This window comes from Klebsiella aerogenes KCTC 2190 (assembly GCF_000215745.1).
GTDB lineage: Bacteria > Pseudomonadota > Gammaproteobacteria > Enterobacterales > Enterobacteriaceae > Klebsiella > Klebsiella aerogenes.
In genome coordinates this window covers 2575355-2593321 of sequence record NC_015663.1, presented here as the reverse complement: position 1 = coordinate 2593321, position 17967 = coordinate 2575355, and the positions used below count along the sequence as shown (strand labels likewise).

Annotated in this window: 17 protein-coding genes; 15 read left to right on the top strand and 2 right to left on the bottom strand. The window is 54.5% G+C overall.

Annotated features, from left to right (window positions below):
* Positions 1-28 precede the first annotated feature (28 nt).
* The gene (gene gabP, locus EAE_RS12295) at positions 29-1429 is read left to right on the top strand and encodes a GABA permease (protein WP_015704496.1); all 1401 of its coding nucleotides are present in this window, start codon (positions 29-31) and stop codon (positions 1427-1429) included.
* Between the two features lie 45 nt (positions 1430-1474).
* Positions 1475-2167 (top strand): DNA-binding transcriptional regulator CsiR, encoded by a 693-nt coding sequence (csiR, locus tag EAE_RS12290; RefSeq protein ID WP_015368060.1) that lies wholly within the window; start codon positions 1475-1477, stop codon positions 2165-2167.
* 1 nt (position 2168) lies between these two features.
* Here csiR and EAE_RS25230 read toward each other — a convergent pair whose 3' ends face one another.
* Both EAE_RS25230 and EAE_RS12280 read right to left on the bottom strand, forming a co-directional pair.
* Complete coding sequence (locus EAE_RS25230; protein ID WP_045361668.1) at positions 2169-2537, bottom strand: hypothetical protein; 369 nt, start codon at positions 2535-2537, stop codon at positions 2169-2171.
* A gap of 108 nt (positions 2538-2645) precedes the next feature.
* Positions 2646-3539, bottom strand: a complete 894-nt coding sequence (locus tag EAE_RS12280; protein ID WP_015704494.1) for a LysR substrate-binding domain-containing protein — start codon at positions 3537-3539, stop codon at positions 2646-2648.
* 149 nt (positions 3540-3688) lie between these two features.
* On the opposite strand from EAE_RS12280, the gene EAE_RS12275 reads away from it, so the two are divergent.
* The 13 genes from EAE_RS12275 (at position 3689) to EAE_RS12215 (ending at position 17956) form a co-directional block, all read left to right on the top strand.
* Positions 3689-4699, top strand: coding sequence for an aldo/keto reductase (locus tag EAE_RS12275; protein WP_015704493.1), 1011 nt, complete (start codon positions 3689-3691; stop codon positions 4697-4699).
* 44 nt (positions 4700-4743) lie between these two features.
* Positions 4744-5541, top strand: coding sequence for an SDR family NAD(P)-dependent oxidoreductase (locus tag EAE_RS12270; RefSeq protein WP_015704492.1), 798 nt, complete (start codon positions 4744-4746; stop codon positions 5539-5541).
* Positions 5542-5573: 32 nt separating this feature from the next.
* Positions 5574-5990, top strand: coding sequence for an SRPBCC family protein (locus EAE_RS12265; RefSeq protein ID WP_015704491.1), 417 nt, complete (start codon positions 5574-5576; stop codon positions 5988-5990).
* 157 nt (positions 5991-6147) lie between these two features.
* Positions 6148-6360, top strand: coding sequence for a YdgH/BhsA/McbA family protein (locus EAE_RS12260; protein WP_015704490.1), 213 nt, complete (start codon positions 6148-6150; stop codon positions 6358-6360).
* A gap of 370 nt (positions 6361-6730) precedes the next feature.
* The gene (locus EAE_RS12255; protein ID WP_015704489.1) at positions 6731-8134 is read left to right on the top strand and encodes an undecaprenyl-phosphate glucose phosphotransferase; all 1404 of its coding nucleotides are present in this window, start codon (positions 6731-6733) and stop codon (positions 8132-8134) included.
* Positions 8124-9410, top strand: coding sequence for an outer membrane beta-barrel protein (locus tag EAE_RS12250; protein WP_015704488.1), 1287 nt, complete (start codon positions 8124-8126; stop codon positions 9408-9410). The genes EAE_RS12255 and EAE_RS12250 overlap by 11 nt, the downstream gene beginning before the upstream one ends.
* A complete protein-coding gene (locus tag EAE_RS12245) occupies positions 9407-9961 on the top strand; it encodes a polysaccharide biosynthesis/export family protein (RefSeq protein WP_032707499.1) in 555 nt (184 codons plus the stop codon). The genes EAE_RS12250 and EAE_RS12245 overlap by 4 nt, the downstream gene beginning before the upstream one ends.
* A 1-nt stretch (position 9962) precedes the next feature.
* Complete coding sequence (locus EAE_RS12240; protein WP_015704486.1) at positions 9963-12050, top strand: GumC family protein; 2088 nt, start codon at positions 9963-9965, stop codon at positions 12048-12050.
* Positions 12051-12055: 5 nt separating this feature from the next.
* On the top strand, positions 12056-13273 hold the full coding sequence (locus EAE_RS12235; protein WP_015704485.1) for a lipopolysaccharide biosynthesis protein: 1218 nt from the start codon (positions 12056-12058) through the stop codon (positions 13271-13273).
* The gene (locus EAE_RS12230) at positions 13264-14646 is read left to right on the top strand and encodes a capsular polysaccharide biosynthesis protein (protein ID WP_015704484.1); all 1383 of its coding nucleotides are present in this window, start codon (positions 13264-13266) and stop codon (positions 14644-14646) included. The genes EAE_RS12235 and EAE_RS12230 overlap by 10 nt, the downstream gene beginning before the upstream one ends.
* Positions 14639-15664, top strand: coding sequence for a glycosyltransferase family 2 protein (locus EAE_RS12225; RefSeq protein ID WP_015704483.1), 1026 nt, complete (start codon positions 14639-14641; stop codon positions 15662-15664). Before EAE_RS12230 ends, EAE_RS12225 begins: the two co-directional genes overlap by 8 nt.
* Positions 15645-16859: a glycosyltransferase family 4 protein gene (locus tag EAE_RS12220; protein ID WP_015704482.1), complete on the top strand. Its 1215-nt coding sequence runs from the start codon at positions 15645-15647 to the stop codon at positions 16857-16859. Before EAE_RS12225 ends, EAE_RS12220 begins: the two co-directional genes overlap by 20 nt.
* Positions 16856-17956, top strand: coding sequence for a glycosyltransferase family 4 protein (locus tag EAE_RS12215; protein WP_015704481.1), 1101 nt, complete (start codon positions 16856-16858; stop codon positions 17954-17956). Before EAE_RS12220 ends, EAE_RS12215 begins: the two co-directional genes overlap by 4 nt.
* The last annotated feature ends 11 nt before the right edge of the window (positions 17957-17967 follow it).

The window sequence follows — 17967 nt, the reverse complement described above, 5'->3', positions numbered from 1 at the left end:
TGCCAAAAAACAATAAAAGGGGTTAATGATGGGGCAACTGTCGCAATCACATGATTTAGGGGGCGGGCTGAAATCACGCCACGTCACCATGTTATCTATTGCCGGCGTTATCGGCGCAAGTTTATTTGTCGGTTCCAGCGTCGCCATTGCCGAAGCGGGCCCGGCAGTGCTGCTCTCCTACCTGTTCGCCGGGTTATTGGTGGTGATGATTATGCGTATGCTGGCCGAAATGGCCGTCGCCACCCCGGATACGGGCTCCTTTTCGACCTACGCCGACAAAGCGATCGGCCGCTGGGCGGGTTATACCATCGGCTGGCTATACTGGTGGTTCTGGGTCCTGGTGATTCCCCTGGAAGCCAATATCGCCGCCATCATTCTCAACTCGTGGATCCCCGGCGTACCGGTATGGCTATTCTCGCTGGTCATCACCCTTGCCCTCACCGGCAGTAATCTGCTGAGCGTCAAAAACTACGGCGAATTCGAGTTCTGGCTGGCTATCTGCAAAGTTATCGCCATTCTGGCCTTTATCGTGCTGGGCGCGGTGGCCATCACCGGCTTCTATCCGTATGCCGAAGTGAGCGGGATTTCGCGCCTGTGGGATCACGGCGGCTTTATGCCTAACGGCTTCGGCGCGGTGCTCAGCGCGATGCTTATTACCATGTTCTCATTTATGGGCGCGGAGATCGTCACCATTGCCGCCGCCGAATCGGATACCCCGGATAAACATATCGTTCGCGCCACAAATTCCGTAATCTGGCGCATCTCTATCTTCTATCTGTGCTCCATTTTCGTGGTCGTCTCGTTGATTCCGTGGAACATGCCGGGGCTGAAGAACGTCGGTTCATACCGTTCGGTACTGGAGTTACTGCATATCCCCTACGCCAAACTGATTATGGACGGCGTGATCCTGCTGTCGGTGACCAGCTGCCTGAACTCGGCGCTGTATACCGCTTCGCGAATGCTCTATTCCCTGAGCCGCCGCGGCGATGCGCCAGCCATAATGGGCAAAACCAACCGCAGTAAAACGCCGTATGTGGCGGTGCTGCTCTCCACCGGCGCGGCCTTCTTAACCGTAGTGGTGAACTACTATGCCCCGGCGAAGGTCTTTAAATTCCTCATCGATAGCTCCGGCGCCATCGCCCTGCTGGTCTATCTGGTCATTGCCGTATCTCAGTTGCGGATGCGCAAAATCCTGCTGGCGAAAGGCGGTGAAATTCGCCTTAAGATGTGGCTCTATCCGTGGCTCACCTGGCTGGTTATCGCCTTTATCACCTTCGTACTGGTGGTGATGCTGTTCCGTCCGGCGCAGCAGCTGGAGGTCATTTCCACCGGCGCGCTGGCGATCGCTATCATCTGTACGGTGCCGATTATGTCGCGCTGGAAAAAGCTGCTATTGTGGCAAAAACTGCCGCTACAAAATACGCGTTAACCCTGTTTCCGGCGCAGGCCGGGAAATGTATTCAGGAGCAAGACTATGACCGCCATTCCCCAAGCGACGGCCATTGATGGATACCGCTGGTTGAAGAACGACATCATCCGCGGCGTTTATCAGCCTGATGAAAAACTGCGTATGAGCCTGCTGACGTCGCGCTATGAGCTTGGCGTCGGTCCGCTGCGGGAAGCGCTCTCGCAGCTGGTGGCCGAGCGGCTGGTGACGGTGGTCAATCAAAAAGGCTATCGCGTCGCCTCGATGTCCGAGGCGGAACTCCTCGATATCTTCGATGCCCGCGCCAATATGGAAGCCATGCTGGTGCGCCTCGCCATTGAGCGCGGCGGCGATGAGTGGGAAGCCGAACTGCTGGCTCGCGCGCATCTGCTTAATAAGCTGGAATCCAGCGAAGCAAGTGAGCGCTTACTCGATGAATGGGATCAGCGCCATCAGGCGTTTCATACCGCCATTGTCGCCGGCTGTGGTTCGCAGTATTTACTGCAGATGCGCGAGCGGCTGTTCGATCTGGCGGCACGCTACCGCTTCATCTGGCTGCGCACTACCGTGCTGTCGGTAGAAATGCTGGAAGATAAACATGTCCAGCACCAGACGCTGCTGGAAGCCATTCTGGCGCGCGATGCCGAGCGAGCCAGCGCGCTCATGCGCGAGCACTTACTTACCCCTATCCCGATTATCCAGCAGGCGATGGCCGGCAAACTGCTGTCGCAGCAATCCTGATTCAGGCAGCGGGCTTTTTATAATACGGCAGCTGCGTGACCGGATACTCGTAGTGTTCCTCCACCACGCAGCGGTCCGGCGTCGCCATTCCCGAGTAGAAGAAAAAATACTCCTGACTGTCCGGGAAAAAGACCAGATCGTCGCCGTTGCGAAAGCTGGTTATCCGATAGGGAATATGATTTTTGGTCTGCGCCTGACGCATGCCGGAAGCCACCTGGAAATGGTCGCCCCACTTCATGGTCGATAGCTGGTAATGGAAACGCGAGATGGTCACATTTTTGCGTAAAGAGCAGGACAATTTTACCGCTGTGCCGGCGAAAGCCGGAGAAAGGAAGAAGCTTAATAAACTGATAGATAATAGAAATTTCATGAAGGTCTTATAATTTTAGGGTCAATATTTGACGGTAACATGATTTTCCTGCGCAGACAGGGATCGCGGCGGATTTTCTTGCCGCCGCGCCCTATTCCAGGAATATTCCTAATTATTATCGCCGCGTAGCACCTCGCGGAAGTGCATCACCAGCGGTCGCTGGTTGGCTTTGTGCCATACCGCCCACAGCTGGGTCGAATAGCTCATCCACGGAATTTCCCGCAGCACGACCCCCTCAGGGGCGTTATGCCGCAGGCTGTGCTGGATCAGCGCCACGCCCAGTCCCGCCGCCACCAGCCCCAGGGCCGTTAATGGCTCTCCGGCTTCCAGACGAATATCCGGATTAAAGCCCGCACGCACACAGGCGGCGACAAAATCATCGCGCGAATGGGCATCGTCGTTATGGATAACCGCGATCCACTGCTGATCGGCCAGCTGCGCCGGCTGCAAGTTTTCCGCCGCGGCCAGCGGATGATTCTGCGGCAAAGCCAGCAGCATCCGGTCATCAAGCACCTGGGTATACTCCAGATCCTGTTCGCCCGCCGAAGGCGGCATGTCCACCAGCGAGAAGTCCAGGCTGCGCTGGCGCAGGCCCTCAATCTGCGTGGCGGGCGGCTGGCTATACAGCGCAATATGCACGTCCGGGCGCGACGTTCGCAGGGTGCGCAGCGCGGTAGAAAGCACGCCGGAGTGCATGGCGTTTTCGATATAACCGATACACAACCCGCCATCTTCGCCGCGCCCCAGTCGTTTACCTAATGATTCGAGACGGTTGGCATGGGTCAGCAACGAGCGCGTTTCAGCCAGAAACGTCTGCCCGTCCGCCGTCAGGCGAATACGCTGCTGGTTACGTTCAAACAGCATCAGCCCTAGGCGCTCCTCCAGCTGGGCTATCTGGCGGCTGAGCGGCGACTGTGAAATATGTAAGCGTTCGGCGGCACGGCCAACATGCTCCTCTTCCGCTACCACCACAAAGTACTTCAACTGGCGTAAATCAATCATGTGAGACCTCAAAGGACTTAAGTCAGACGAATTATGTCCTATCAAGTCATAACACCGCAAGGTATTGTGATCTCCGTCACAGGGCGACAGCACAAATCGCCCGCACAGAACCCTTCCCAGACGGGAACCCAATATCGAGGACATCTTAGATGAGCATCAAACATATTCTGCCAGGCAACATTGGTTTAGGCGGCGCGCCGCTGGGTAACATGTTCCGTAACATCCCGGAAGACGAGGCGCACGCCACCGTCGCCGCCGCCTGGGATCTGGGCGTTCGTTACTTCGATACCGCACCGCTGTACGGATCCGGTCTTTCTGAAATCCGGATGGGCGAAGCGCTCTCGCAATACCCTCGCGACCAGTTCGTTCTGAGCAGCAAAGTCGGCCGCATCATGCTTGATGAAATGGAAGACCCGGCGACGCGTGATTTTGGTGAGAAAGGCGGTCTTTTCGAATACGGCCTGAAGAACAAAATCCTCAACGACTACTCGGCCGACGCCACCCTGCGTTCTATTGAAGACAGTTTAAAACGGCTGAAAACCGACCATCTCGACATCGTATGGATCCACGATCCGGCGCAAGATTTCTACGGCGACAGCTGGCTGGAGCAGTTCAACATCGCCCGTACCGGCGCCTTCCGCGCGCTGACCCGCCTGCGTGAAGAAGGCGTAATAAAGGCATGGGGGCTGGGCGTGAACCGCGTCGAACCTTGCGAATTGACCTTAGCGCTCGACGAGCCGAAGCCGGATGCGTTCCTGCTGGCTGGCCGCTACTCGCTGCTGGACCACAAACGCGCCCTGCAGCGCCTGATGCCGGAAGCGCTGGAACAGAATGTCGATATTGTCGTCGGCGGCCCTTACAGCTCGGGCGTTCTCGCCGGCGGTGAACACTTCGAATACCAGAAAGCCTCTGCGGCGATCCACCAGCAGGTGGCGCAGATCAAGGCCATTGCCGCCCGTCATCAGGTGGATGTGAAAGCCGCTGCGCTGCAGTTTGCCCTGGCTCATCCGGCGGTGGCCGCCGTAATCCCAGGCTCCAGCCGTCCGGGCCGTATGGCGGAAGATCTGGCCGCGCTGAAAGCGACCATCCCAGCCGCTTTCTGGGATGAGATGCGCAGCCAGAATCTGGTGGCTGATAACGCGCCGCTGCCGATTCGTTAATTGTAGCGGGGCCGCAGGGCCCCTCTTAAAACAAGAGAGACAACATGAAACTGGATCTAACCCATAAAGTCGCCGTGGTGAGCGGCTCCACTTCCGGCATCGGACTGGGCATCGCTAAAGGCCTTGCCAGGGCGGGCGCGACCGTGGTCATCGTCGGCCGTCAACGGCGCGGTGTTGATACCGCCATAGCGGCGATTAATGCCGAATACCCCGATGCGCAGCTGCGCGGGGTGGTCGCCGACCTTAGCACTGAAGAAGGCGTCAGCGCGCTGCTCGCCGCCGAGCCGCATGCTGATGTGGTGGTTAACAACCTCGGCATCTTTAACGATAAAGATTTCTTTAGCGTGCCGGATAGCGAGTGGCTGCACTTTTATAACGTCAACGTGCTTTCCGGCGTGCGCCTGTCGCGCCACTACGCGCAGGGGATGATCGATAACGGCTGGGGACGCATTATTTTCGTCTCCTCGGAATCCGGCGTCGCGATTCCTGCCGACATGATCAACTACGGCGTGACCAAAAGCGCCAACCTCGCGGTCTCCCACGGACTGGCGAAACGGCTCGCCGGTACCGGCGTCACCGTTAACGCCATTCTACCTGGCCCCACCTTCACTGAAGGTTTGCAGGAGATGCTGGCGGAAGCCGCTACGCAATCTGGCCGCAGCCCGCGTGAGCAGGCTGATGAATTTGTGAAGACCGCACGCCCAAGCTCGATTATCCAGCGGGCGGCGGACGTCGACGAAGTGGCGAACCTGGCGGTATATCTCGCCTCGCCGCTCTCGTCGGCCACCACTGGCGCGGCGCTGCGCGTCGATGGCGGCGTCGTCGACACCCTGGCAATGTAATTCTAATTATCTGAAATAAAGAGAGAAATAAAATGGCTACTACCACTGTATCTATCGAAATCCCGGCTTCTGTCGACCAGGTTTGGCAACTGATGGGCGGCTTTGACTCGCTGCCCGACTGGCTGCCGTTCATCCCGAAAAGCGTGGTGAGCGAAGGGGGACGCGTGCGTACGCTGACCACATCCGATGGCGGCACGGTCATTGAACGTCTGGAAGCGTTTGATAACCGCCAGCGCAGCTATAGCTACTCGATAATCCTGGCGCCGTTCCCGGTCGTGGATTACCTCTCCACTATCGCGGTAGTGGCAACTGCCGACAGCAATATCACCCGCGTTGAGTGGTCCGGCAGCTTCACGCCGGTTAACGTCAGCGACGCGGATGCCGAAGCGCTGTTTAGCGGTATTTATCGCGACGGCCTGCAGGCGTTGAAAAATAACTTTAGCGCCTGATTGTTGCCAGGAATGGCCAGGCCATTCCTTTTATGAACAAAAGAAGAAAAGTCTATTGCCCGTTGCCCTCTTTTTCAGACAACGGGCGGGACCTATCCTTTACGCCATCACGTTGCAACGGGCAACGTTAACGAAACAACTTAACAGGATTATGAACATGAAAACCGTATCGACTATTTTTTCCGCAGCCGCACTTTCACTTTTTGCCTTTACCGCTTCCGCGCATAGCGTGACTGCAACCGGTAATACCCTTGACTCCGCTGAAGCGGTGATTGCCAAAAAAGCGAAAGAGCTGAATGCGACTGATTATAAAATCACCAGCGCCCATATGGGGAATAAGATGACGATGAGCGCGGAACTGTACAAGTAAAGTCGGGTCCCCTTCAGAGCCCCGGCGACTCAGCATCTTGAGTTGGCCGGGGGCTAAGAATTCTCACTCTCCAGCCGCCGATTGTTTCACTTGCAATTAACCCTGTCCCTTGCATTCCTCTCTGCGTTTACGCTCATCAACAAATAATACTTCGGTATTAATCCCCCTCTATACCGCTTAAATAAGTCTCATAAAGAACATTAAAAAGCAGTTTTATTTTTAAACTGAGATTGGTCGACACTACTCAACTCATAGTCTACAATGATGATTGATAACCATTTATTGCAAATGTGAATGATTATCAGGCTTTCCAGTTAGTTTAAAAAATAGCATAACGATGTTTAAATAACTCATTTTAAACGAGCAAAAAATGGCAGATAACAATATAAAAATTTATCATTCCCGTTATAGCAAGTTGATAAAACTACTGGACTTTCTCACCGTCAACGTTTTGATTTTTATCTATTTAAAATATTTTTATACTGAACCCACAACCGCTTCCGCGCTCGTTGGAATTATCTATTCATTAGTATTTATAAGAATTAATGAGTATTTTCATTTGTATTCAGGACAATTTAAAGGGCACTATTTCACAAAATCAGCAGCGCTTATTTTAAGCGTATGCCTTAGCAGTATTGTTTCATTCTTATTTTTCGTCGTCGCCGAGTGGTTAATTAATACGCAATCAGTCGTTAATTTTATTCCGCTGGCCGCCAGTCTGGCGAAATGCTCAATATTTATATTTCTCATTGTCTTCGTGGTGCGGGCAATCACTGCCCATTATCTGTTTAACTCGGTGTTACGGGTCGCGATTCTCGGTATTACGCCCGCGGGCCTGGCCATCGAGCAGGCTTTACAAAAAGAGTACTCACAACGCGGTATCATCATCAGCTATTTTGAAGACCGCAACAACCAGCGAGATAGCCGGCTGATGAGTATTGAAAGAAAAGGCAACTCGCGCGATCTGCTGGCTCTGGCGAAGACAGGCGACGTTGATGAAATTTATATCGCGCTCCCCATGGTTGCACAGCAGCGCATTAAGCAATTTCTCAATGAATTCTCTGACACAACCGTCGATGTATTCCTGGTACCGGACCTGTTCTCTTACAGCTCACATATTTCCCAGCTGCGCATGTTCGGCAATCTGCAAACTATCAGTATCTTCACTTCGCCTTTTGATGGCGAAGGGGCAATCATCAAGCGTATTGAAGATATCATTCTCGGTTCTTTCTTTACCTTAATTAGCCTGCCGGCGATGTTGTTTGTGGCGATTGGTATCAAGCTCACCTCTCCGGGGCCGATTTTATTTAAACAGAATCGTTATGGCCTCAACGGTAAACAAATAGAAGTCTGGAAATTCAGAACCATGCGGGTCATGGAAAATAGCGCCGTGGTCACTCAGGCGACACGCAACGATCCGCGAATTACCAAATTCGGCGCGTTTTTGCGTAAAACCTCACTGGATGAACTGCCGCAGTTTTTCAACGTGCTACAGGGGCGGATGTCGATCGTCGGTCCCCGCCCGCACGCGGTGGCGCATAACGAGCAGTATCGCGTGCTGGTGGAGAACTACATGATTCGCCATAAGGTTAAACCAGGTATCACCGGACTTGCGCAGATTAACGGCTTCCGCGGTGAGACCGACACACTGGACAAAATGGAGAAGCGAATTCAGTACGACCTGGCCTACATCCAGTCGTGGTCGCTGTTCCTCGATCTCAAAATCGTCTTTTTGACTTTCTTCCGGGGCTTTGTTGGCAAAAATGCGTTCTAGGTTCGCCGTTCTGGCCGGTTTGCTGTCTGTGCCTTATGCACACGCAGACCTGCAGGCAAAACCGCATACCGGGGTTGCCGGCATCGATTTCGAGAGCCAGTTGGGTTATGACATCGGTTACGATGACAACGTGACCTGGCAGCGTTACGACCAAAATAAAATCGGCTCCAGCTACCAGAATATTAAGCCTGTCGTCAAAGCTATCGGCGAACGTTATGAAGACCGCTACCTGTTGATGTATTCCGGCGATTACCGCAACTATGGCAACGATAGCGCAGATAATCGCAACAACCATTTTTTTATGTTTAACGGCAAGTGGCGATTTGGCAGCATGCACGGGCTGTCGCTGGATCTCGATGAGACGCTGGGTCATGAAGAGCGCGGCCGCGACACCACCGAAGGCTTTTTGCCCGAGCAGTTTAAAGAGTTTGGCATCAACAAGCCGATCGGCACCCGCTTCTTTAACAGCGAGCTGCGTTACAGCTACGGCGCGCCGGAAGGGCGCGGTAAAGTTGAAGTCGCGCTACTGCATAAACAATTGCGCTTTCGCGACCTCGACAGCATCAAAGACGCCAGCGATGACTTTAACTATTACATGCACGATCAGGAGTGGCATGAAAACAGCCTGGTGGCCGAAGTGTTTGACCAGAAAGCCAAAACGCTGCGCTACCGCTATAGCTTTATCACCAACCAGCGCCGCTACGAGCTGAATCCGTTAAAAGACAGCAATGAGTATTATCTACTGGTCGGCATGAAGAATCGCCTGTCGGGTAAAACGGAGATTAACGGTAACGTCGCCTGGCTCTACAAAGACTTTATCCATAACCCGGACTCACAGGGTTTTAACGGCCTGAACTGGGATATCAACGCCGACTGGAAACCGCTGGAACAAATGAAAGTTAACCTACACAGCTCCCAGCGCATCAAGGACCCCACCGACTCCGGCGGCTATATCCTGGTGTCGAATTTCGGCGTCGGCTATGAACATCACTGGCTGGTGGATCGTTTCTCAACTCTGGTCGATTATTCATATATCACTGAAGACTATAAGCATCAGAGTAATAAGCGCAAAGATAAGTCTAATCTGCTGTCGCTGACCTTTAACTATGATTTCCGACCATCGGTTAACTTTAAGCTGAAGCTGCAATGGAACACCATGCACTCAAATAAAGATACGGACACTTTTTATATTGGCCCGGACTACTCGCATGCGGTTGACCGCACCCTGGGCTACGACGATTCGGCCATTATTTTTATGACGCAGGTACAACTATGACCTTTTTAAACAGGACACTGGTGATGCTTCCGCTGCTGGCGCTACTGCTGGCGGGCTGTTCGACGCCGCCGCAGACCATTAAAACGCCGCCGGACGCCGTCTACCTTTTGGACCAGGGCGATGAAGTCAATATTGCGGTCTCCGGGGAGCAGGATCTGACGATGCGGGTAAAAATCGATAATAGCGGCAGCATTGATTACCCCTATATCGGATCGCTGCTGTTAAAAGGCAAAACGCCTGAACAGGTGAGTAATGAAATCGCCGATAAACTGCGCGGTAACTACCTACAGGCGCCGATGGTCACGGTGAGCATCGCCGAATACCGCAAAGTTTATCTGCTCGGCGAAGTGAAAAAACCGGATGGTTATGCCTGGGAGCCGGGTTTAACGGCGGAAAAAGCCATCGCCCTGGCCGGCGGTTTCACCGACCGCGCCGATCGTCATGATATTCAAATTCGACAGGCCCGCGGCGGAAGGCTGCTGGAAAATGTCGCCGCCGACTCCGCCGTGCAGGCAGGAGATACCATCATTATTGGCATGAGTTTCTTCTGATATGGCAATTTCACTGGTCGAAAACGCGAAAAAGAAAGAAGGCTTTATCGACTTCACGCCTTATTTCAACAAAATTAAGCACAAGCTTATCTGGTGCCTGGCGGTGGTGATTGTCGCCGCCGTGGCGTCATTTATTCTGACGCGCTTTATGTCTTCCAGCTACACGGCGACCGCTACCGTACTGTTCAAAGCGCAGTCGCAGGACGTCTCTCCTCTGCCGCGACTGGAAAACTACGATTCCACGCGCAGCGATTACTACGAGACCAAGTACGCGTTAATGGGGTCACGAGTAGTGCTCGATGCCGCGGTGCGTAAATTAAAGCTGGAGCAGGATAGCGAATTTAACGGCGGCGATAATCTCGACGAAACCGCGCGTATTAATAATGCTATTCAGGCGCTGCAAAAAAGCCTGACCATTTCCGGCGTACGCACCACCCAACTGGTTGCCGTATCGATGGAAGCGAAATCACCGCAGAAAGCCGCCGATATCGCCAACGGCGTCGCCCAGGCCTTCATCGATTACAGCCTGCAGCAGAAGCAAAACACCTTGCTTCAGGCGCAGGGCTGGAACGAAAAAATGATGGATGACCTGAAAACCAAAATGGATCAGCAGAAGGCGGACATCGATAACTTCCTCAAGCAGAACGGATTACTAACCTTCCGCAGCATGGATGGTTATGAGACCGAGCGGCTGGGGATTGTGATTAACCATCTGGCCGACGCCACCCAGCGTCGTCTGAAAGCGCAGACGGTATGGGACAAGGTCCGCCGCCAGCAGGGTAAACCGGTAGAGCAGATTATCTCGCTGCCGGAAATCTCCGGCCATCCGCAGGTGCAGGATTTACGCATTGCCCTCATCCAGACCCGGCGCAATCTTTCCGAAGCGGCCAAACACTACGGCCCGCAGCATCCGAAATATCTGCAGGCCCAGGCGCAGCTGCAGGCGGTGAATGCCCAGCTCGGCCAGGTATTGGGCGAGCTGTTTAACGGCCTGCGCCAGCAGTATCAAATCGCCCTCGACGATGAGCAGCACTACCAAAAAATGCTCAACGATCAGAAGGCCGATTTCCAGGCGCTCGGCGCCAAGCGCGACCAGTACAACACCATGACCACCGCGCTGAATAAAACCGAAGAGCTTTATAAATCACTGTACCAGCGCGCTAACGAGCAGAAATTGTCAGAGACCTTCTCGGTACCGGATGAAGTCATTTACGACGCCGCCGTACCGCCGGATCGTCCATCTAAACCCCAGCGCGGCCTGTTGATCGTGATGATTACCCTGATGGCGCTGGCGCTGTATATCATGTACCTGATAGTCAGTACCGCGCTGGATAAAACGGTGAATAGCCTCAGCGAGCTCAAAGCGAAAACCGCCCTCGAGGCCAGCGGCGAATTTCCGCTACTGGCGCATCTGGAAAACGCGCAGCAGATTTTCCATAACGTGCTCTACGCCGATATGATCCACAGCCTGCGGCTGGCGTTGCTCAATAAGCGCGATAAACCCGCCACCATCCTGGTGACTTCGGTACAATCCCGCTCCGGCAGTTCGTATATTGCCGAACTGCTGGCCTGCTCAGCCAGCAAATCGCGTAAAACGCTGCTGATTGACCTCGACTACCTGGCGACTCAGGGGTTATCGGCGAAATTTCCTCAACATAAACAGGGCTTCAGTCAATTGCTGAACGGCGAGTGCATGCCGGAGCAGTCCGTCGTCAAACTGGATGATCAACTGGACTTTATACCCCGCGGCAAGCTCAACGACTCTTCGCTGCTGTTGCTCACCTCTGAACGCCTGCCGGCGCTGCTGGCAACGTTGCATCAAACTTACGATACGCTAATCATCGACGCCCCGGCGCTGAACCAGGCTCAGGATAGCCTGCTGTTGGCGGCACAAAGCGATATGACTCTGCTGGTGGTGAAGGCCGGCGAGCAGGCTCCGCAGATCCGCAAAGCGGAACAACGTCTGCAGAGCGCGGGTAGTAGCCGGGTGGCGAGCGTGCTTAACCAGGTGCGCGAAGAACACCTGGAAACGCAGGAAGGTAAACGCCTGCTTGAGCGCCAGATGCACGAACTCATTGCTCCGAAATAGCGCCTATGAATCTGATTAAGAGTATTTCATCCATCGCCAGTTCATCGGTGCTTTCGCAGCTGATCGGCGCCTTTTCGGTCTGGCTTATCTCTCATCGCTATGGGATGGCGGAGGTCGGCCATTACGCGATGATCTACAGCAATGTACTGATCGGCGCGCAGGTCTGTACCTTTGCCTCGCAGTTGCTAATCCCCCGTCAGGAGGATCACGAGCTTGGGCAAAACGTAGTGTTCTGCCTACTGCAGAGTCTGCTGATGGCCCTCCCTTGGGCGGTCATCACCGGGCTTATCTTCGAACTTAACATTGCGTTTCTCTATTTGCTGACCTTTGGCTATGCGCTGGTGCTGGTGGCGGAAAACCTTTCCCTGCGCGGCGGTAACTATCCTTTCCTGACCTTCCAGCGCATTGCGGTGTCGCTGGTGGTCGCTATTGCGCTGCTGGTGATGCCCAACCCAACGCTGTTTTATCTGGCGTGGATGGTCGGCATCCTGCTGCTGCTGGTCGCCTGCCTGATTCGCCTGTTTAACTTCAAAAGCTTAACGTTGCGCCACTTTTCGATTGCGACGAATGTACGTTTTTTACGCGAGCACTGGCAGCATATCAGCCGCGTCGGCAGCGCCGAGGTACTGGCGATGGCCAGTAATAACCTGCCGACGATGCTGATTAACATCTGGTTCTCGCCGCTGGTCGCCGGCTACTTTTCGGTGGTCAGCCGTTTCTGCCTGTCGCCGGTGATGATTATCGGTAACGCCGTGCGCAACTCCATCTTTTCTAAATGGTCGATGGATTTTCGTAACCGCACCTTTAACTATCCGGAATATAAAAAAGTTCGCCTGCTGCTGCTGGGCGCCGCCGCGGTGTGCATCCTTGGTATCTGGATTTTCTATCCGCTGGTGATGCGCCTGGGCTTTAGCGAGGAGTGGCTGAATTCGATCCCCACCTCGCGCTACATGCTGCCTTATCTGTTCGCCGCGCTGGCGGTCAGCCCGCTGACGGTGATCGAACTGATCTTCGGCTCCCGACGCTACTTTTTGCGTATTCAGATTGAGCAGTTGCTGATTATCGTCATCGCCTTCATCGCCTTGCCGTACTTTGGCGTCAGTTATGAAATCGCCCTGCTGGCCTTCTCGTTTCTGACCTTCGCGCGTTACTTGTTCATTTTGCTCAAAATGAATCAGCGGGCGAAAACGCTTTCGCTGCAGGAGCAGAAAATATGCAGCTAAACACCGGCCGCTATCTCGAAGCCTATGCCCTGATGACGCTGGTGTTCTGCGGTACGGTCCAGTATTTCACCGGTATCGCGGCCGTGCTGTGGCTGCCATTTTTTCTGGTGCTGGTGATGGCGGTGCTGCTCCTGATGCAGAGCCGCCCGCAGCCGCTGGCGCTCACCGGGCGGGAAAAGCTAATACTGGCGCTGTATCTGACCTTTATCGTACTCGGGCTGGTCTCAACGGTACTACAGTCAGGGGTCGTCACCGCCATCGTCGGCTTTAAAAACGAGCTGGCGCTCTCGCTGCTGATGTTCTGCATGCTGTTGGGCATGTTTAGTGAATCACAGCTGTACCGTCTGACGCGGCTTTTCTACTGGATCTACTATGCGCAGATCCCGGTCGCTATCTATCAGGTGATTTTCGTGGTGCCTAAACGGGTGGCATTTCGCGGCGAAGATGAGAAATGGGACTCGGTGGTCGGCACTTTCGGCGGCGACCCGATGGGCGGCGGCAACACCGCGGCTATGGGGATGTTCTGTCTGCTGATCATGCTTATGAAAGTGTCAGAGTTTAAGCACGGCATCTGCTCATTTAAATCGCTGGTGATCCACATCGCGCTGGGTTTCTTCCTCTGCGTAGTGGGGGAAGTAAAATTCGTCATTCTTCTATCGCCGTTCCTGCTGGCCCTGCTATGGATCCTGCCCGGCTACGTAAGCGGCGTGAGTAAAGTTAGCCTGCGATCGCTGCTGATCATCGCCGCCGGCATGGCGCTATTAATTTTTGTCGCCATTACCGTGTTGGCCTCCAACTATTCCTCGGCCTTCGGCGGCGACCCGACCAAAAGCGCGCTGTCGGTGTTTATCGATTCGCTGGGCTATATTTTTGATACTAACTACATTATGCCCAGCGGCGAATTGGGGCGTTTTACCACCCTCTTCTTCTGGCTGCAGCATAACGAACTATTTGGTCCTGGCGGCATGCTGTTTGGTTACGGCCTTAACGCCACCAACAGCGGCAGTACCGTCTCGCCGGGCTATATCGGCGTCTGGTATCACCTGATCCTCGATTCCACCGCCTTAAGCATGCTGCTGTGGGAAGTGGGGATTATCGGCATCATTCTGTTCATTGGCACCATCGCCTCAATCCTGGTCGCCATGCGGCCGAAAGAGACCTTTTCGCGCCACGATCTCAAGCTTGAGGATCTGCAACTCCTTAGCGCGGCGCCGGCGTTCTACGTTTTTGTTATCGGCTGTCTGCTCAGCCTGCCCTACAGCCAGATCCTGATGATCATTCCCATGCTACAGTTTTTATTATGGTTATCCCTTGGGGCGCTGATTGTCATCCACCGCGCTGTCCGTCTTAACTCCGGTACCCACTATGAATAAAACGCCATCCATTACCGTCAGCATCAAGACCCTGAACGAAGCGCAGGGCATCGAGAAAACGATCGATAGCGTGCGCAAACAGCTGCAACCGTACCCGCATCAAATCATCGTCGCCGACAGCTTATCAACGGATAACACCCGCGAACTGGCTATCGCGAAAGGCGCGATGGTGGTGTGTCTGGATAACGCCGCCGACCGCTGCTGCGGTATCGGCCACCAGCTGGGCTGGCTGTATAGCGAAGGCGATTATCTGCTGCTGCTGGATGGCGATATGGAGCTGGAGCCGGGCTTTCTGGATACCGCGGTCGAATTCCTGGAAACGCATCCGGAGTACGCGGGAGTCGCCGGCAGCGTCGAGATGGATGATGCCTCTAACTATGAGTTCAAATCGCGCAAGCAGCGCCTGCATCTGATCTATCCACAGGGCGACACCGATCATCTGGGCGGCGGCGGCCTGTATCGTCGTGAAGCGATCGCGAAAATCGGCTATCTGACCAACCTCAACCTGCACGGCTACGAAGAAGCGGAGCTGGGCATTCGTTTACAAGCAGCAGGTTACAAACTGCATCGCCTGGCGGCACCCTACTTTAGCCACGCTTCTTACACCATGCCAACCTTTAAAATGCTGGCCTACCGTTGGAAGAACGGCTTTCTGTGGGCGCCGGGCGAGTTGCTCCGAAACTGCTGGGGTAAAGCCCATTTCCCGGCGGCGCTGCGGATTGTACGTAATGAGCTGCTCTTCACCCTCTATCTGCTGGTTTTACTGATTTGTCTACTGACCTTCAATGGCAAGGTTATCGCCATTGCCCTGCTGCCGCTGCTGGCGTTTATCGCTCTGAAGGCCATTAAAAATAAATCGCTGCGCGATGGCGTGCAGAGCGCGATTAACTTATCGCTATTTTCAGCGGGGCTGCTGCGCGGGGTGATTAATTCAGTGCGCGATCCGATGAAACGCCCGGCGGTGACCGTCTCGAATCCACAGCATATTGATACTGAAAATGAAAATTCTCTTCGTTAACAAATTCTTCTTTATCAAAGGCGGCGCGGAAACCGTTTATTTTCAGGAACGCGACGCGATGCTGCAAGCCGGCTACCAGGTGGTCGACTTCAGCATGCTGCACGCGGAAAATAAACCGTCGCCGTGGGAGGAATTTTTCGTCCATAACGTCGATTACCACGACAGCCACGGCCTGATGAGCAAAATCAAAGCTGGGGTGGACTTTATTTATAATGCCGAGGCCTGCGCGAAGCTCAACACGCTTTTGTTGCGCGAGCGGCCGGATATTGTTCATTTTCATAATATCTATCATCAGCTTACGCCTGCCGTTATCGGCGTGGCGAAACGCTTTGGCTGCAAAACGGTACTCACCGCCCACGATTACAAAATCGTCTGTCCTTCGTACACCATGCTGCGCGATGGTCATGTCTGCGAAGAGTGTCTGACCGGGTCAGTGATCAACGCTTTTCGTCACCGCTGCCAGCAGGGCGATACTTTCAAAAGTCTGCTGCTATCGTTGGAGGCCTACTGGCAGAAGTTCGCCAAAAATTACGCCATGCTCGACTGTATCATCGCCCCAAGCGAGTTTATGCGCCAGACCCTGCTGCGTAAGCTGCCCGACGCCCGCATTGAAGTGATCGTCAACGGTATTGATGCCAATAGCACCGTCCCCGGCGAAACTGCGGGCGACTATTTTCTCTATATTGGCCGTCTGAGCCGGGAAAAAGGCGTACCGACTCTGGCGCAGGCGCAGCAAAAAATGCAGGAGGCGATGCCGCTTAAGATTGTCGGCGATGGCCCATTGGGCGCAGACCTACGCGCGCGCTTCAACGGCCCGCAGTTCCTCGGCTATATGAAACACGGCGAGGAGCTGAATAACCTTATTCGCGGGGCCCGAGCGGTAGTCGTCCCCTCTGAATATTATGAAAACTGCTCCATGTCGGTGCTCGAAGCCATGGCTTTTGGCCGCCCGGTGATCGGCGGCAATATTGGCGGTATCCCGGAACAGATCCGTGACGGCGTCGACGGCTATCTGGTTGAACCCGGCAATAGCGACGCGCTGGCGCAACTGATGGACAAACTGGCTGCAGACCCTGAGCTGGCCCGCAATATGGGAATTAACGCCCGCCAGCGGCTGGAAGAAAAATACGATCTCGCCCGCCACATGCAGGTGCTGCAGGCGCTTTATGAACAACTTGTCGGGGAGAAAAAATGACCATCAACGTCACGGTATTAGGCACGCGCGGGATCCCCGATGTGCAGGGCGGCGTCGAAACTCACTGCCAGAATTTATACCCGGAAATCTATCGCCAGGGCAGCGCGGAAGTCTGCGTGATCGCCCGCTCGCCCTATGTGAACTACCGACGCAGCGAATATCAGGGCGTTAAACTCAAGAGTCTGTGGGCGCCGAAAAGCCGTAAATTCGAGGCTATTATTCACTCGGCGCTGGCGGCGTTCAGTACCTTATTCGACGGCTCCAACGTGGTTCACGTTCACGCCGTCGGCCCCGGCCTGGTGGTGCCGTTGCTGCGTCTGCTGGGAAAACGCGTCGTCTTTACCCATCATGGCCCGGATTACGATCGGCAGAAATGGGGCCGGATGGCCAAAGAGATGCTGCGCCTTGGCGAAAAATGGGCGGTGAAATACGCCAATGAAGTGATCGTCATTTCCGAGGTCATCAATAATCTGATTAAGCACAAGCATGGCCGCCATAACGCCCATGTTATCTACAACGGCGTGCGTCAGGCCGACCTGCCTCCTGCGGATCGGCAGGCAGAGATCCTCGATAAATACGGTCTAAAACCGGGCCAGTATATCGTTGCCGTGGCCCGTTTTGTCGAAGAGAAAGGACTGCACGATCTCGTTGCCGCCTATGCCGCCGCCGGGTGTTCGGTACCGCTGGTGCTCATTGGCGATGCCGACCACGCCGATGAATATAGCGAGCGCCTGAAGCAACAGGCGACCGCCACGCCAAACGTCATCCTCACAGGCTTTATCAGCGGCGCGCCGCTGCATACGCTGTTCTCGCAGGCCGGGCTATTCGTGCTGCCCTCTTATCATGAAGGATTGCCGATCGCGCTGCTGGAGGCCATGTCGTGGTCACTGCCGGTGGTGGTCAGCGACATTCCGGCCAACCTAGAAATTGGCCTGCCGCCAGCGGACTACTTTCCCGTCGGCAACGTTCCGGGTCTGACGCAGAAACTGCAACAATGGGTCGCAGGAGAAAAAGCGGATTACAGCCAGTTTATGCCGAAGTACCGCTGGCCGGAAATCGCCGCGCAAACCGCGCAAGTCTATCAGCGCTTAACGTAAGCAGGTTACTC

Excerpts from the sequence above, each read along its gene's own strand:
- EAE_RS12270 (WP_015704492.1), top strand. The coding sequence starts at position 4,744 with ATGAAACTGGATCTAACCCATAAAGTCGCCGTGGTGAGCGGCTCCACT.
- EAE_RS12265 (WP_015704491.1), top strand. The coding sequence starts at position 5,574 with ATGGCTACTACCACTGTATCTATCGAAATCCCGGCTTCTGTCGACCAG.
- gabP (WP_015704496.1), top strand. The coding sequence starts at position 29 with ATGGGGCAACTGTCGCAATCACATGATTTAGGGGGCGGGCTGAAATCA.
- EAE_RS12250 (WP_015704488.1), top strand. The coding sequence starts at position 8,124 with ATGCGTTCTAGGTTCGCCGTTCTGGCCGGTTTGCTGTCTGTGCCTTAT.
- EAE_RS12255 (WP_015704489.1), top strand. The coding sequence starts at position 6,731 with ATGGCAGATAACAATATAAAAATTTATCATTCCCGTTATAGCAAGTTG.
- EAE_RS12215 (WP_015704481.1), top strand. The coding sequence starts at position 16,856 with ATGACCATCAACGTCACGGTATTAGGCACGCGCGGGATCCCCGATGTG.
- EAE_RS25230 (WP_045361668.1), bottom strand. The coding sequence starts at position 2,537 with ATGAAATTTCTATTATCTATCAGTTTATTAAGCTTCTTCCTTTCTCCG.
- EAE_RS12230 (WP_015704484.1), top strand. The coding sequence starts at position 13,264 with ATGCAGCTAAACACCGGCCGCTATCTCGAAGCCTATGCCCTGATGACG.
- EAE_RS12245 (WP_032707499.1), top strand. The coding sequence starts at position 9,407 with ATGACCTTTTTAAACAGGACACTGGTGATGCTTCCGCTGCTGGCGCTA.
- EAE_RS12275 (WP_015704493.1), top strand. The coding sequence starts at position 3,689 with ATGAGCATCAAACATATTCTGCCAGGCAACATTGGTTTAGGCGGCGCG.
- EAE_RS12260 (WP_015704490.1), top strand. The coding sequence starts at position 6,148 with ATGAAAACCGTATCGACTATTTTTTCCGCAGCCGCACTTTCACTTTTT.
- EAE_RS12280 (WP_015704494.1), bottom strand. The coding sequence starts at position 3,539 with ATGATTGATTTACGCCAGTTGAAGTACTTTGTGGTGGTAGCGGAAGAG.
- EAE_RS12235 (WP_015704485.1), top strand. The coding sequence starts at position 12,056 with ATGAATCTGATTAAGAGTATTTCATCCATCGCCAGTTCATCGGTGCTT.
- EAE_RS12240 (WP_015704486.1), top strand. The coding sequence starts at position 9,963 with ATGGCAATTTCACTGGTCGAAAACGCGAAAAAGAAAGAAGGCTTTATC.
- EAE_RS12220 (WP_015704482.1), top strand. The coding sequence starts at position 15,645 with ATGAAAATTCTCTTCGTTAACAAATTCTTCTTTATCAAAGGCGGCGCG.
- csiR (WP_015368060.1), top strand. The coding sequence starts at position 1,475 with ATGACCGCCATTCCCCAAGCGACGGCCATTGATGGATACCGCTGGTTG.
- EAE_RS12225 (WP_015704483.1), top strand. The coding sequence starts at position 14,639 with ATGAATAAAACGCCATCCATTACCGTCAGCATCAAGACCCTGAACGAA.